This window comes from Pseudonocardia sp. ICBG1293, assembly GCF_020131355.1.
Taxonomy (GTDB): domain Bacteria; phylum Actinomycetota; class Actinomycetes; order Mycobacteriales; family Pseudonocardiaceae; genus Pseudonocardia.
Map to the genome: position 1 here is coordinate 18,652 of NZ_JAHLEL010000042.1, position 14,284 is coordinate 32,935.

Here is a 14,284-nt window from a genome sequence, read left to right on the forward strand (position 1 = left end):
TGCCGGCGAGCGGAGCACCGGGGACAGGACGACGATGGCGGTCGTGGAGGACAGGAGCTGCGTGGTCTGCGGGCGGCGGATCGAGTGGCGGCGGAAGTGGGCCGACGACTGGGAGCAGGTGCGCTACTGCTCGCAGGGCTGCCGCCGGCGGAAGGTCCGCCCGGTCGACACCGCGCTGGAGGCGGCGATCACCGACCTGCTCGACCGGCGCCGCAACGGGGCGACGATCTGCCCGTCCGAGGCGGCCCGCGCCGTCGACCCCGACGGCTGGCGCGACCTCATGGAGCCGGCGCGGATGGCCGCGCGCCGGCTCGTCGACGCCGGGCGCGTCGAGATCGTGCAGTCCGGCCGGGTCGTGGACCCGTCGACGGCCAGGGGCCCGATCCGGATCCGCCGCGTGCCCGGCTGAGCGCCGTGCCAGGCTGGCCCGGTGCCCCGCGACACCTACACCCACGGCCATCCGAGCGTCGTCGTCCGGTCGCACGCGGCCCGCACCGCGGAGAACTCGTGCGCCTACCTGCTGGACCGGCTCACGCCCGGCACCAGCCTGCTCGACGTCGGCTGCGGACCGGGCAGCATCACCGCGGACCTGGCGCAGCGGGTCGCCCCCGGCCGGGTGCGCGGGGTCGAGGTGGTGCCCGGACCGCTGGAGCAGGCCCGGGCCGGCGCCGCCGCCCGCGGTCTCGACGTGGAGTTCGCCGTCGACGACGGCTACGCCCTGTCCGATCCGGACGACACCTGGGACGTCGTGCACGCCCACCAGGTGCTCCAGCACGTGTCCGACCCGGTCGCGGTGCTCCGGGAGATGCGCCGGGTCGCCCGCCCGGGCGGGATCGTCGCCGCCCGCGACGCCGACTACGCCGGGTTCCACTGGTGGCCGCACGACCCGCGGCTGGACCGCTGGCTGGAGCTGTACCGGGCCGTCGCCCGCGGCAACGACGCCGAGCCCGACGCCGGACGACGGCTGCTCGGCTGGGCGCACGCCGCCGGGTTCGCCGAGGTGACCCCGTCGGCGTCGGTCTGGTGCCACGCGACCCCGCAGGCCCGCGCGGACTGGGGTGGGATGTGGGCCGACCGCATCCACACCGGCGTCGGCCGGATGGCCGTCGAGCGCGGGCTGGCGCAGGATTCCGAGCTGGACGGGATCTCCGCGGCGTGGCGCGAGTGGGCCGCACACCCCGACGGCTGGATCGTCATCCCGCACGGCGAGGTACTCTGCCGGGTACCCGGCTGAGCGGGCCCCGCCCGGCGCGGGCCCGGCCCGGACCGCGTCGGACCCGGCTCGGACCCGGCTCAGTCCCGGCGGTGCAGGGCGACCACGTAGTCGCCGCCGGACCAGGGTGCGCGGTCCCAGGTCGACCAGCGCGCGACCGGGTCCAGCCCGGCCGCGGCGCACCAGGCGTCGTGGTCGTCGGGGGTGGGCCAGCCGGGCCGGGTGCTGAACCCGGCGAGCAGCAGGCCGCCCGGCCGCAGGTGCCGGGCGCAGCCGGAGACCACCCCCGCCCGATCGTCGGCGTAGGGGATCACGTTGCCCGCCAGCACGACCAGACCGAAACGGTCGGGCAGGTCCAGGGCCTCCAGGCCGGTGGTGACCCAGCGCAGCGCGGGCGCCTTGGCCCGGGCCGCGGCGATCATGTCCGGGTCCGGGTCGACGCCGGTCACCGCGACGCCGCGCCGGTCCAGCTCGATCGCGACGCGGCCGGTGCCGCAGCCGCCGTCGAGCACCGGACCGTCCCCGCGCAGCGCGCAGACCAGGTCGGCCTCCCCGTGCGGGTTCTCCCCCGCCGCGGCCATCGCCGCCCACCTGCGGTCGTAGTCGCCGAGGTCGACCCGGCTGCGCCAGGCCGCCCAGTCCTCGGGGAGCCCACCGGGGGCCGGGCCCCCGGACCCGGTGCGGGGGCCGGTGTGGTCGCGCGCTGCGTGGTCGGACACCCCCGCAGGTTAGGCGGCGACCCCGCAGCCCAGCCGGGCACGCAGCCAACGGCCGACACCGGCCCCGCGCAGGCACGGATGGAGCACCACGACCGGCTCCGGCACGCCGGTCCCGGTGTCGGTGCCGGTGTCGTCGCCGGCGCCGAGCAGTGCGGCCAGGCCCACCAGGTCCCCGGCGGCGGTCCGCAGCAGCAGGGCGGGCCCCGGCGCGGGCGAGAGCAGGCCCGCCAGGTCGGCGGCCGTCCAGTCCGCGGTGGGCTCACCGGCCAGGCAGGTCCGCAGCAGGACGTCGAGCTCGCCGACCTCCTCGCCCGACGCCGGGGCGGCGAGCAGCTCGGTCCCGCCGGGCAGCAGCACCGACGACCGTGTCGTCGGCGGGATCGCCGCGCCCGCCCGCAGGAACGCCTCGCCGCGGGCCCGCTCGGTGACGGTGAACGGTGCCCAGTCCCGCCGGGCCCACACCGGCGGGGTGTCCGGGGCGGCGAGCTCCACGACGTGCCCGTCCGCCGGAGCCGGGCCGGTACCGACCCCGTCGGCGTGCAGCAGCGCGGCCAGTCCGTCGAGCAGCCCGTCCCGGCCCCGGGTGACGGCGAGCAGGTCCAGCGCCCGGGTGGGTCCGTCGACGAGCTCGTGCGGGTCGGCCGGGGTGACCTGGACCGCGTCCGGGCCCGACCCGCGCAGCCGTCGCCGGATCACCCGCGAGAGCCGGTCGGCGGTGGCCCCGCCCCCGACGAGCATCTCGTCGACCACCGAGCCGCCGTCGCTGCCGTGCACCGACAGGGACAGGATGTTGCCGCCCACCTCGGCGACGGCGGCGGTCAGCCGGGCCAGCGCCCCGGACTCGTCGGGCAGCCGCACTCGGACCTTGAGCAGCCCCGCCGCCTCCGGCGCGACCACCGCGTCGAGACCCACCGGCTCGACCACCCGCAGCACGGGCGGGACCGGGGCGCCGTCCACGAGGGACTGTCCGGGCCCGACGGCCCGGTGCCCGGCGGCACGCAGCGCCGCCCACATCGTCACCTGGTTCGCGGTGAGCGCCGGCTTGCCGAGCTCGCGCTCCAGCGCGGCGATCGCGTCGTAGGTGGGCAGGTTGGTGCAGGAGACGAAGACGGCCTGCGCGTCGGGGTGGTCCGCGGCGCGCACGGCGGCCGCGACCTGCTCCGGGGTCGTGGCCCAGATGCGGCCGAGCAGACCGAGACCGTGCCGGGCCACGGTGGCCACCCCGGACTCGGCGAGGAAGTCGGCCAGCAGCCCGGTGAGGTCGTCGACGTACGGGGTGGCGACGGCGAGCCGGCTGACCCCCAGCTCCGCGCAGGCCGCGACGAGCGACCCCGCCGTCGTGACGGCGGCCGGCGCACCGGCGGCCAGCACCGCGGAACGCAGCGCACTCTCCCCCGCCGCCCCTCCGACGAAGCTCCCCGAGGTGCACGAGTAGGCGACCACCGCGGGCCCCGGGGTCAGCACGTCGGCCGCGGCGCGCCGGACCATCGCCGGATCGGAGATCAGCCGTGCCTGCGCGGCGTCGGCCGGGGTCGCGGCGAAGGACGTGCGGGTGACGTGCAGGGTGACCTGCTCGGGCACCCACCGCCACATCTCGCGGTCCAGCGCGAAGTCGTACGGCACGACCACGCCCACCCGGTCCCGGTCCTGCGGGGACGACGGCTCACCCATTCCGGCCTCCATGACGCAACGATCACCGTCCATCGTTGCCGCCACGGGTCGCGGCGGTTTCGCGATGGTGAGGACGCCCGCCGGAGGCCGTGTGGGTACTGCCCGTTCTCGATCGTCCTGCCGGGGAGGATGCCAGCGGTCGCGGAGACCGCACACGGGTGCGACGCCGACCGGCACCTGCGGTGCGCCGAGTGCGCTACGCCCCGGTCCAGCCGCGTGGGTCGGCCTCCGGACGCGTCGCGACCGCCCGCAGGAACGCCTCGGCCCGGGCCACCTCGGTGACGGTGAACGGCGCCGCCCGCCGGGCGACGAGCCGGGTGCCGTCGGGGGCGGCCAGCTCCAGGTCGTGCTCGTCGCGGGCACCCGGCTCGTCCGGGCCGGGCGTGCGGACGCCCGACGCGCCGAGCAGGGCGGCGATCCCCTCGGCGGGGCTGTGCCCGGCGGCGAGGATGTCCAGCGCCCGGGTGGGCGGGTCGACCAGGTCGTGCGGGTCGGCGGTCATGACCAGCACCCCGCCCTGGGGAGCCGCGCCGCAGACCGCCACCGAGAGCTCGCCGACGCTGCACGGCCCGGACACCAGCAGCTCGTCGACGACCGACCGTGCGTCCTGGCCGTGCACCGAGAGGGCGAGGATGTTGCAGCGGACCTCTGCCAGCGCCGCCGTGAGCCGGGCCAGCGCCCCCGGTTCGTCGGGCAGCCGCACCCGTACCCGGTAGAGGCCGTTCGTCGTCCCGGGATCGGTGCTCATCACACCCCAGGGTGGGTGACCGATGTTGCGATCCCGTGTCGGGGCGGTGTCGGCTGCGTCGCGGCGGCACCCGCCCGGGGCGCCCGGAGACCCACGCGACCGGCGCCCGGACACGCCCGTGCGGCCCGGCCGGCCGGTCGGGGCGACGGCCGGGCCCGGCGCGGGTCAGCCGCAGACGGCGCCGTCGGCCGCGGAGGAGACCAGCTTGGCGTACTTGCCCAGTACCCCGCGCCGGTTCGTCGGCGCCGGGCACGTCCACGCCGCGCTACGCCGTTCCAGCTCGGCGGGCTCGACGCCGATGTCGATCGTGCGGGCCTTCATGTCCAGGGTGACGGTGTCCCCGTCGTGGACGAGCGCGATCGGCCCGCCGTCCGCTGCCTCGGGCGAGACGTGGCCGACGCACAGCCCGGTCGTCGCTCCGGAGAAGCGGCCGTCGGTGACCAGCAGGACGTCCTTGCCCAGGCCCGCTCCCTTGATCCGGCCGGTGACGGCGAGCATCTCGCGCATCCCGGGCCCGCCGCGCGGCCCCTCGTAGCGGATCAGGACGATCGTGCCGGGTCCGATCTCGCCGGCGTCGACGGCGTCGAGGGCGCCCTGCTCGCCGTCGAAGACGCGGGCGGTGCCGGTGAAGGTGGCGGCGTCGAACCCGGCGGACTTGACGACGGCGCCGTCGGGGGCGAGCGATCCCCGCAGGATCGTGAGGCCGCCGGTGGGGTGGATCGGGTCGGCGAGGTCGTGGATGACCGAGCCGTCGAGGCCCGGCGGGTCGAGCTCGGCGAGGTTCTCCGCGACCGTGCGGCCGGTGACGGTGCGGGCGTCGCCGTGGATCAGGCCCGCGTCGAGCAGTGCCTTCATCACCACGGGCACCCCTCCGACCTGGTCGACGGCGTACATCAGGTGCCGCCCGAACGGCTTGACGTCGGCCAGGTGCGGGATCCGGTCGCCGACGGCGTTGAAGTCGTCGAGGGTCAGCGGCACCTCGGCCTCGCGGGCGATCGCGAGCAGGTGCAGCACCGCGTTGGTGGACCCACCGAAGGCCATCACGACGGCGATCGCGTTCTCGAAGGCCTCCCGGGTCAGCACCGACCGGGCCGTCAGGCCACGGGCGATCATGCCGACCGCGGCCTCACCGGAGGCCCGCGCGACGCCGTCGCGGCGCCGGTCCACCGCGGGCGGGCTGGCCGACCCGGGCAGCGCCATCCCGAGGGCCTCGGCCGCCGCCGCCATCGTGTTGGCGGTGTAGAAGCCGCCGCAGGCGCCCTCCCCCGGGCACATCGCCCGTTCCAGGGTGTCCAGCTCGTCGGGGGTGATCAGCCCGCGCGCGCAGGCCCCGATGCCCTCGAACGCGTCGCCGATGTTGACCTCCCGGTCGCCGACCCGGCCCGGCATGATCGAGCCGGCGTAGACGAACACCCCGGCGAGGTCGAGCCGGGCCGCGGCCATCAGCATCCCGGGCAGCGACTTGTCGCAGCCGGCCAGGAGCACCGTCCCGTCGAGCCGCTCGGCCTCCACGACCGTCTCCACCGAGTCGGCGATGATCTCCCGGCTGACCAGGGAGTAGTGCATCCCCCGGTGCCCCATCGAGATGGCGTCGGACACCGAGATCGTCCCGAACTCCAGCGGGTAGCCGCCCGCGGTGTGCACGCCCTCCTTCGCCGCCGTCGCGAGCCGTTGCAACGACAGGTTGCACGGGGTGATCTCGTTCCAGGACGAGGCGATGCCGATCTGGGGCTTGGCGAAGTCGTCGTCACGCATACCGACCGCGCGCAGCATGCTGCGCGCGGCGGTGGCGCCGATGCCGTCGGTGACCTGGTGACTGCGGGGCTTGCGGGACGGGGTGGTGGTCATGCGCGCTCCTCGGCCGGACTCCGGTGTCGGGACGGGGCCGATCCTCCCGCAGATCGCCGGGGCAGGCCCGTTTCCCGTCGCAACCGATGACCCGTCCGGGCGTATCCGTCGCCGCGGGTGATCGTTGAACCGTCCGGCAGCACCATCGTTCACCCGAGAGGACTCGAGCAACACTCATGGCGCACACGAACGAGCCCACTCCCCGTAGCACCCGCCGGGTGCGCCGCCGCCGCGCCCTGGCCGTCGTGACCGCCGGGCTGGTCGTCGGGCTGGGTGCCGCGGGCACCGCACTCGCGGCCGGTGCCGACCCGGGGGTCGCCGGCACCCCGTGCTCGGCGTCGGCGAGGGCCTGCGTGGACCTCGGGTCCCAGCAGGCGTGGCTGATGAACGGCGGCTCGGTCACCTACGGTCCCGTCGACGTCGCCACCGGGGGTCACGGCACGGAGACGCCCACCGGTGACTTCGCGGTCTACGACAAGGACCGCGAGCACTACTCCGCCGAGTTCGACGGCGCCCCGATGCCGTGGTCGGTGTTCTTCGCCCCGGGTGGTGTCGCCTTCCACCAGGGCGACCGCGACTCCGGGTCCGCGGGATGCGTCAAGATGCGCAACCAGGACGCCACGGTGTTCTTCGGGAAGCTGCGCCAGGGCGACCGGGTCGAGGTGCGCTGACCCACCCCCGGACGACGAGAGGGGCCCCGCGCGGATCGCGCGGGGCCCCTCTCGTGCATCCCGGGTCTAGTGGGCGCCGGCGTTGTCCCGGTCCCGACGCACGTTGGCCTTGCGGCCCTTCAGCGTCGTCGCGCCGCGCAGCGAGCGCAGCACGTCGTCCGCGGCGTGCTCGGGCACCTCGACCAGCGAGTGGCGCTCGTGGATCTGGATCGCACCGATGTCGCGGCCGGACAGCCGGGACTCGTTCGCCAGCGCACCCACGATGTCCTGCGGTCGCACGCCGGAGGCGCGGCCCGCCGAGACGAACAGGCGGGTGGCACCGGCCTTCGGCGGACGGGCGCCCTGACCGCGGGCACCGCCCGGACGGCCGTCGCGGTCGCGGCGCGGGCCCCGGTCACCGGGGCCGCCCTCGCGGCCACCGCGCGAGCGGACCTGCGGGATCTCGATCTCGTCGTCGGGCACCGAGTTGTCGGCACGGGCGATCCGGATGGCCGCGGCGGCGATCGAGGCGAGGTCGTGGTCACGGGCCAGCTCGACGACGAGCTGCTCGACACCGTCCTGCGGCGGGGTGTCGGCGTCCTGACCGGCCTGCTCCCGCAGGGCCAGCGCGGTGCGGGCGAGCCGCACGGTGCGCAGGTCCTCCGGCGAGGGCACCGGCGCGCTGGGCACCGACGCCCCGATGAGGCGCTCGATGTTGCGCAGGTGACGCACCGACCCCGGGGTGACCAGGGTGATCGCGACGCCCTCGCGTCCCGCCCGGCCGACCCGGCCGATGCGGTGCACGTAGGACTCCGGCGACGAGGGCACGTCGTGGTTGACCACGTGGGTCAGCGAGTCGATGTCCAGACCACGGGCCGCGACGTCGGTGGCGACCAGCAGCTCGGTGCGGCCGGCGCGCAGGCGCTCGACGACCCGGGTGCGGTGCTCCTGGTCCATGCCGCCGTGCAGCGCCTCGGCGCGCAGGCCGCGCGCGGTGAGGGTCTCGGTGACGGCGTCGACGTCGGCGCGGGTGCGGCAGAACACGATCGCCGCGGTCGGCTGCTCCATCTCGAGCACCCGGCCCAGCGCGACGGTGACGTGGCTGCGGGGCACGTGGTACGCGGTCTGGCGGACCCGCGGGGCCTCGCCCTCGGGCGTGGCCTCCTTCTTGATCCGGATGTCGGCCGGGTCGGTCAGGTGGGTGCGCGCCAGGCTCTGGATGCGGCCCGGCATGGTCGCCGAGAACAGCACGGTCTGGCGGCCCCGCGGCGTCGCGCCGAGGATCGTCTCGATGTCCTCGACGAAGCCCATGTCGAGCATCTCGTCGGCCTCGTCCAGGACGGCGACCTCGATCGCGTCCAGGGCGAGCGCGCCGCGGTTGACCAGGTCGATGGCGCGGCCGGGGGTGGCGACGACGATGTCGACGCCACGGCGGAGCTGGCCCAGCTGCGGGCCGATGGGCGCGCCGCCGTAGACGCAGGCGACCGAGGCACCGAGGGCGGCGCCGTACTTGGCGACCGCGTCGCCGACCTGCATGGCCAGCTCGCGGGTCGGGGCGAGCACCAGCCCGAACGGCTTCGCGCCGCGGGAGCGGGAGGTGCGGCCGTCGGCCAGGCGTTGCAGCATCGGCAGCGCGAACGCGGCCGTCTTGCCGGTACCGGTGGCGGCCTGCCCCAGCAGGTCACGACCGGCGATCAGCGGGCTGATCGCGGCGGCCTGGATCGGGCTCGGCGCGGCGTAGCCCAGCGTGTCCAGGGTCTCGAGCAGCCGGGGCGCGAGGCCCAGGTCGGCGAAGGTCGGGCCGGCGGGGGTGTCGTCGACGGACTCCTCGGCGGTGTCCGCGGCGGGCCCGTCCTCGGCGACCTCGCGGGAGGGGGTGACCTCCGACGGGGCGGAGGTGTCGGGGGCGGCGTCGGCGGTCGCGGTGTCGGTCGCGTCGGCGTCGGTGTCCGTCATGGCGGCGAAAGTGGTGATCTCGTCTCCGGAGTCGTTCAGGTCGGGGTGCTGGTCCAGCAGAATGCTCACTCGGTCCTCAAATGGCGTGCGCAGGGGGGTGCGCTGTGTCGTCGGGCGGCTCTCGCCCGCTCTCCCAGCCCGCCAGGCCCGCGTGCGGCATCTCGATCCAGATGATGTGCCGGTGAACCCAGACCTCCGGGGCTCGCGGCCGTGCGTCGTCGCCGACGGCCGTCGATCGACCAGTGTGCCATGTCCCGGCGCGCCGCGTGCGCCGGGTCCCGCGTGACCGCCACCACCCCCGCCCCTGGTCACCGCCGTCGGCCCGACGACCCGGAGATCACCACCAAGATCGGCACGGGCCTCCGGCACGGGGTCGGCGCGACTCCCGTCGACCCCGCGGGTGAGGGCCCCCTCCCCGCCCTCAGGCCCCGCCCGAAGGGTCCTCGCCGCGGCGGTGGCGGGCGAACGCCGCCACCCGGGCGCGGTTGCCGCAGATCCGTCCGTCGCACCAGCGGCGGCCGTCGCGGCGCGCCAGGAACACCCGCAGGCAGTCCGTGCCCTGGCACCGGTGCAGCAGCGCCACGTCCGGACCGACGAGCAGGTCGACCAGCGCCCGCCCGAGCAGGTGCAGCACCACGGGCAGCGGGTCGCCGTCGCCGGTGACCACGGCGCCGTCCGACCAGCCGAGCGTCATCGGGGCGGCGGCCAGCCCGGTCCGCGTCACCGTCTCCCACGGCTCCGGCGGCGGTGCGGCGACCCCGGCGACGGCACGCAGGACGGCCTGGCCCGCATCGCGCAGGCGCCGCACCGCGACGACGTCGTCCTCCGCCAGCGCGGCCACGACGCCGGCGAGCGCCGGGGCGCCGGCGGCCCACGCGGTGAGCGGATCCAGCCCGTCGATGCGGTCCCGTGCGGGCGAGGAGCGGGTGTTGACGAAGGCGATGGCGAGCGGGTCCGCGGTCATCGTCACCTCTCGGTCGGGCTAATGCCTTGACACATTAGAGCGCCCGGCGATTGATGGTTATCGGAGTCGACGGGTCGTGGGTCGGGTTGTCCAGCGGTAGCGGCTGCGGGCACGGTTGATCAGCCGGCGGATCACGGTGAGCGCGGCGGCGAGGTCGAGGTAGAACTCGACGATGATCTTCCGGCGATCGGTGAACCGGCGCAGCTTGCCGTAGCCGTTCATCCAGGAATGGGTGCGCTCGACCGGCCACCGCTTACCGACCTGGATCGGGGCGGGCCGGCCCTTGGTGGCGATCTGTGCGTCGAACCCGAGTCGTTCGAGCAGATCGCGGGTCTTGCCTGAGTCATAGCCCCGGTCCAGGTGCAGGCACGGTCGCTCGGGCAGCGGCCCGATCATGTCGTAGATCCCGATCAGGGTCGGTTTCAGCAACGGCGAGTCGTGGTCATTGGCGCGGGCGCTGATCAGGTGCAGCGGGATCCCCGCACCGTCGCAGACCACGGAGCGTTTGGTGCCCTGTTTGCCCCGGTCGACCGGGTTACAGCCGGCGACCTCGCCACCGCAGGGAGCCTTGGTGATCGCTCCGTCGGCAGACAGATCGTCGAGGTCGAGACCGATCATCTGGTCATAGCCGGCCAGCGCGGCCCGAAGGACCTGCTCCCCGACGCCGGCGGCGGCCCACTGGGCGAGACGGCGGCGGATCGTGCGGTCCGAGCAGCCGGGGGTGGCGATGCGTTCGTAGCCGCTGCCGTGCACCAACGCCGCGAGCACGTGCTCGAACACCAGGCGGTCGGGGATACGGCGGCGGTGACATCCCCACGGATGGGCCGGGTCGAACTCCGGGCGCCGCTCTGCCTCGATCAGGGCAGCGAACTCGACCCAGAGGGGGTCGATCAGCGATTCTGGCAATAGAGGCACGGACCCTCCAGGCGACCATCAGGACATCAGCAATCCCATGATCACTTGCAGGTCCGTGTCTCTACCAACACCGACACACGGCCACCTCTACTGCCGGACGCTCTTAGCCGAGCGGGCGGAGGGTTCCCCGGGTGGTGACGATCTCCGTGGAGGTACCGGCGCAGACCGAGGCCCGGCTGCGGTCGGTGATGAACGGGTGCGCCCTCGACTGGCTGCCGGGCACGTGGGCCTTCCGGGAGGGACCCGGCGCGGCGGTCCCCGGCGCGATCGCCACGGTGCGCGACGAGGGCCGGACCAGCGCACTCGTCCCGGCCGGCGCGGGGACCGAGCTGTTCGAGGTCCTCCGGGTGGTGCTGCCACGGGGCCGCGACGACAGCGGGTTCGTGGGCTGGTTCGCCTCGCAGGTGAAGGCGGCCACCGGTTCCGGGCTGTTCGTCGTCTGCGGCTACGACGCCGCGCGCGGCGGTGTCTACGACTACTACGGCGTGCCGCGCGACGCGGCGCAGCGGGTCCGCGCCGCCGTGGCGGCGCTGCACCGCCCGGCCGGGTGGGCGGGCGCGGTCCTGACCGTGGCCGACCCGGGACCCGACGCACCCGCACCGTTCGGTCCCGGTGTCGTGTTCTGCTTCGCCCCGCAGGACGGATCGCTGCTGGCCCGCTACGGCGGTGGCCGGGTCGCGCACGGTCTGCTCACCGCGTCGGGCTCGACCGGCACCGTGCAGCTGCACTTCAGCCACCTCGACGTCGACGGCACCGCCCACGGCGGGAGCGTCCGCGCCGAGCTGGGCGGCGCCCCCGACGGGAGCCGCACGCTGACCGTGCACCCGCCCGCGGGGCCGGTCACCACACTCGTCGAGCTCGGGAACCCCGCCACGGACCCCGGCGGCCCGACCGGGTGACCCGCACCCGGCTCCGGCGCGCCCACCCGGCGGTCGGTGCCCCCGACCGCCGCGCGCCCCCGCCCCGCCGGTGCCGACCCGGGCCCCGGGCCGGCCCACCGATCGCGACCGGCCCGCGTACGGAGGTCCGCACGCGGGCCGGTCGCGGGGCGCGGGCTCAGGACTTGCCGAAGCCCGCCTTGCGCAGCGCCTCGGCCATCGCGTCGTTCGCGGGGCCGCGGTCCTGGCGGCCGCCCGAGCCGGAGCCACCACGTCCGCCCTGGCCACCGGAGCCACCGCGGGCGCCGCCCTGACCACCACGGCCGCCGTCGCCACGGCCACCGCCCTGGCCACCCCGGGCGCGGTCGCCACGGGCGCCGCCCTGACCACCACGCGGGCCACCGCCCGCGCCGCGTCCGCCGCGCTCGCCGCCGTCCCGGCCGCGTCCGGCCTGGCCGCCGCCCTGGCCGGCCCCCCGGGCCCGACCGCCGCGCTCACCGGCCCCGGGCTCGTCGTCCAGGCGCAGGGTCAGTGAGATCCGCTTGCGGGCCTCGTCGACCTCCAGGACCTTGACCTTCACCACGTCACCGGACTTCGCGACGTCACGCGGGTCGGAGACGAAGTCCGTGCTCATCGCGCTGACGTGCACGAGGCCGTCCTGGTGCACCCCGACGTCGACGAACGCGCCGAACGCGGCCACGTTGGTCACGACGCCCTCCAGCAGCATCCCCGGCCGCAGGTCGGAGATCTTGTGGACACCCTCGGCGAAGGTCGCGGTCCGGAAGGCCGGGCGCGGGTCCCGGCCCGGCTTCTCCAGCTCGGCCAGGATGTCGGTGACGGTCGGGAGTCCGACGGTGTCGTCGACGTAGTCCTTGGGCTTGATCTGGTGCAGCCGCGCGGCGTTGCCCATCAGCGCGGACACGTCCAGCGTGGTGCGCTCCACCATCCGCCGGACGACCGGGTAGGACTCGGGGTGCACGCCGGTGACGTCGAGCGGCTCGTCGCCGCCGCGGATGCGCAGGAAGCCCGCGCACTGCTCGAACGCCTTGGGCCCCAGCCGCGCGACGCCGGTCAGCGCGGTGCGGTTGTGGAACGGGCTGTTCTCGTCGCGGTGGGCGACGATCGCGCCGGCGAGGGACTCGGAGATGCCCGAGACCCGGCGCAGCAGCGGCGCGGACGCCGAGTTCACGTCCACCCCGACCGCGTTCACACAGTCCTCGACGACCGCGTCGAGCGAGCGCGACAGCGACGACTCGGGCAGGTCGTGCTGGTACTGCCCGACCCCGATCGACTTCGGGTCGATCTTGACCAGCTCGGCGAGCGGGTCCTGCAGGCGCCGTGCGATGGAGACCGCGCCGCGCAGCGAGACGTCCATGTCGGGCAGCTCGGCCGAGGCGTAGGCCGAGGCCGAGTACACCGACGCGCCGGCCTCGGACACCATCACCTTGGTCAGCTTCAGGCCCGGGTTCGCCGCGATCAGCTCACCGGCCAGCGCGTCGGTCTCGCGCGAGGCGGTGCCGTTGCCGATCGCGATCAGCTCGACGGAGTGCTTCGTGCACAGCGCCGCCAGGGTCTTCAGCGACCCGGCGCGGTCCTTGCGGGGCTCGTGCGGGTAGATCACCGCGGTGTCGACGACCTTGCCCGTCGCGCCGACGACGGCGACCTTGACCCCGGTGCGCAGGCCCGGGTCGAGGCCCAGGGTCGCGCGGGTACCCGCGGGGGCGGCGAGCAGCAGGTCGCGCAGGTTCGCCGCGAACACGCCGATCGCGCCCTCCTCGGCGGCGGTGCGCAGCCGGACCCGGATGTCGATGCCGAGCGCGGTGAGCAGCCGGGTCCGCCACGCCCACCGGACGACGCCGAGCAGCCAGGCGTCACCGGCGCGGCCGCGGTCCGCGACGCCGTACTCGGCGGCGATCAGCGCCTCGTAGGGGTTCGGCTCGTCGTCGGCGACGCCGGCATCGAGGGTGACGTCGAGCGCCTCCTCGGACTCGCCGCGGAAGGCCGCGAGGATCCGGTGCGAGGGCAGCGTCGTGAACTTCTCGGAGAAGGCGAAGTAGTCCGAGAACTTGGCCGCGGCCTGGTCGTTCTCCTTGCCCTCGCGGACCGTGGTGACCAGCCGCCCGTGCGTCCACATGCGCTCGCGCAGGCCACCGACCAGGTCGGCGTTCTCCCCGATCCGCTCGACCAGGATCGACCGGGCGCCCTCCAGCGCGGCCCCGGCGTCGGCGACCTCGGCGGTGACGTAGCCGGCCGCCTCGGTGTGCGGGTCCAGGGTCGGGTCGGCGAGCAGCGCGTCGGCCAGCGGCTCGAGTCCCTGCTCGCGGGCGATCATCGCCTTGGTACGGCGCTTGGGCTTGTAGGGCAGGTAGATGTCCTCGAGCCGGGCCTTGGACTCGGCCGCGAGGATCGTGGCCTCGAGGGTCTCGTCGAGCTTGCCCTGCGAGCGGATGGAGTCGAGCACGACCGTGCGTCGCTCCTCCAGCTCCCGCAGGTAGCGCAGCCGCTCCTCCAGGGTGCGCAGCTGGGCGTCGTCGAGACCGCCGGTCGCCTCCTTGCGGTACCGGGCCACGAACGGGACCGTCGAGCCCTCGTCCAGCAGGGCCACCGCGGCCCCGACCTGGTCCGGACGGGCGCCGAGCTCGTCGGCGATGCGCTGGTTGATCGAGCGGTGCTGCTGGGGGTTCGGGGGTGCCGTGCCTGTCACCGCCCCATGGTGGCGAAC

12 protein-coding genes are annotated in these 14,284 nt (G+C 75.4%); 4 read left to right on the plus strand and 8 right to left on the minus strand.

Annotated elements, in window-relative coordinates:
- Positions 1-34 precede the first annotated feature (34 nt).
- Both KPF47_RS19770 and KPF47_RS19775 read left to right on the plus strand, forming a co-directional pair.
- Positions 35-409 (plus strand): DUF2256 and DUF3253 domain-containing protein, encoded by a 375-nt coding sequence (locus KPF47_RS19770; RefSeq protein WP_224390219.1) that lies wholly within the window; start codon positions 35-37, stop codon positions 407-409.
- A 21-nt stretch (positions 410-430) separates the two neighbouring features.
- Positions 431-1,234, plus strand: coding sequence for a methyltransferase domain-containing protein (locus KPF47_RS19775; protein ID WP_224390220.1), 804 nt, complete (start codon positions 431-433; stop codon positions 1,232-1,234).
- Between the two features lie 59 nt (positions 1,235-1,293).
- Here KPF47_RS19775 and KPF47_RS19780 read toward each other — a convergent pair whose 3' ends face one another.
- The 4 genes from KPF47_RS19780 to ilvD form a co-directional block, all read right to left on the minus strand.
- On the minus strand, positions 1,294-1,932 hold the full coding sequence (locus tag KPF47_RS19780) for a bifunctional 2-polyprenyl-6-hydroxyphenol methylase/3-demethylubiquinol 3-O-methyltransferase UbiG (RefSeq protein ID WP_224390221.1): 639 nt from the start codon (positions 1,930-1,932) through the stop codon (positions 1,294-1,296).
- 9 nt (positions 1,933-1,941) lie between these two features.
- Positions 1,942-3,603 (minus strand): ACT domain-containing protein, encoded by a 1,662-nt coding sequence (locus KPF47_RS40265; RefSeq protein WP_308015437.1) that lies wholly within the window; start codon positions 3,601-3,603, stop codon positions 1,942-1,944.
- A gap of 196 nt (positions 3,604-3,799) precedes the next feature.
- Positions 3,800-4,351 carry an ACT domain-containing protein gene (locus KPF47_RS19795; protein ID WP_224390222.1) on the minus strand — a complete coding sequence of 184 codons (552 nt, stop codon included), beginning with the start codon at positions 4,349-4,351 and terminating at the stop codon, positions 3,800-3,802.
- A gap of 165 nt (positions 4,352-4,516) precedes the next feature.
- A complete protein-coding gene (gene ilvD, locus KPF47_RS19800) occupies positions 4,517-6,199 on the minus strand; it encodes a dihydroxy-acid dehydratase (RefSeq protein WP_224390223.1) in 1,683 nt (560 codons plus the stop codon).
- 176 nt (positions 6,200-6,375) lie between these two features.
- On the opposite strand from ilvD, the gene KPF47_RS19805 reads away from it, so the two are divergent.
- Positions 6,376-6,870 (plus strand): L,D-transpeptidase, encoded by a 495-nt coding sequence (locus KPF47_RS19805; protein WP_224390224.1) that lies wholly within the window; start codon positions 6,376-6,378, stop codon positions 6,868-6,870.
- A gap of 66 nt (positions 6,871-6,936) precedes the next feature.
- On the opposite strand, the gene KPF47_RS19810 is transcribed toward KPF47_RS19805, so the two are convergent.
- The 3 genes from KPF47_RS19810 to KPF47_RS19820 form a co-directional block, all read right to left on the minus strand.
- Positions 6,937-8,874: a DEAD/DEAH box helicase gene (locus tag KPF47_RS19810; protein WP_224390225.1), complete on the minus strand. Its 1,938-nt coding sequence runs from the start codon at positions 8,872-8,874 to the stop codon at positions 6,937-6,939.
- 352 nt (positions 8,875-9,226) lie between these two features.
- Positions 9,227-9,769 carry an ABATE domain-containing protein gene (locus KPF47_RS19815; RefSeq protein WP_224390226.1) on the minus strand — a complete coding sequence of 181 codons (543 nt, stop codon included), beginning with the start codon at positions 9,767-9,769 and terminating at the stop codon, positions 9,227-9,229.
- 57 nt (positions 9,770-9,826) lie between these two features.
- The gene (locus tag KPF47_RS19820) at positions 9,827-10,684 is read right to left on the minus strand and encodes an IS5 family transposase (protein WP_224389877.1); all 858 of its coding nucleotides are present in this window, start codon (positions 10,682-10,684) and stop codon (positions 9,827-9,829) included.
- Between the two features lie 134 nt (positions 10,685-10,818).
- Between KPF47_RS19820 and KPF47_RS19825 the strand changes: the two genes are divergently transcribed.
- On the plus strand, positions 10,819-11,583 hold the full coding sequence (locus tag KPF47_RS19825; RefSeq protein ID WP_224390227.1) for a DUF6196 family protein: 765 nt from the start codon (positions 10,819-10,821) through the stop codon (positions 11,581-11,583).
- Positions 11,584-11,740: 157 nt separating this feature from the next.
- Here the strand turns inward: KPF47_RS19825 and KPF47_RS19830 are convergent, their stop codons facing one another.
- A complete protein-coding gene (locus KPF47_RS19830; protein ID WP_224390228.1) occupies positions 11,741-14,266 on the minus strand; it encodes a Tex family protein in 2,526 nt (841 codons plus the stop codon).
- Positions 14,267-14,284 lie beyond the last annotated feature (18 nt).

Excerpts from the sequence above, each read along its gene's own strand:
- KPF47_RS19770 (WP_224390219.1), top strand. The coding sequence starts at position 35 with ATGGCGGTCGTGGAGGACAGGAGCTGCGTGGTCTGCGGGCGGCGGATC.
- KPF47_RS40265 (WP_308015437.1), bottom strand. The coding sequence starts at position 3,603 with ATGGGTGAGCCGTCGTCCCCGCAGGACCGGGACCGGGTGGGCGTGGTC.
- KPF47_RS19795 (WP_224390222.1), bottom strand. The coding sequence starts at position 4,351 with ATGAGCACCGATCCCGGGACGACGAACGGCCTCTACCGGGTACGGGTG.
- ilvD (WP_224390223.1), bottom strand. The coding sequence starts at position 6,199 with ATGACCACCACCCCGTCCCGCAAGCCCCGCAGTCACCAGGTCACCGAC.
- KPF47_RS19805 (WP_224390224.1), top strand. The coding sequence starts at position 6,376 with ATGGCGCACACGAACGAGCCCACTCCCCGTAGCACCCGCCGGGTGCGC.
- KPF47_RS19815 (WP_224390226.1), bottom strand. The coding sequence starts at position 9,769 with ATGACCGCGGACCCGCTCGCCATCGCCTTCGTCAACACCCGCTCCTCG.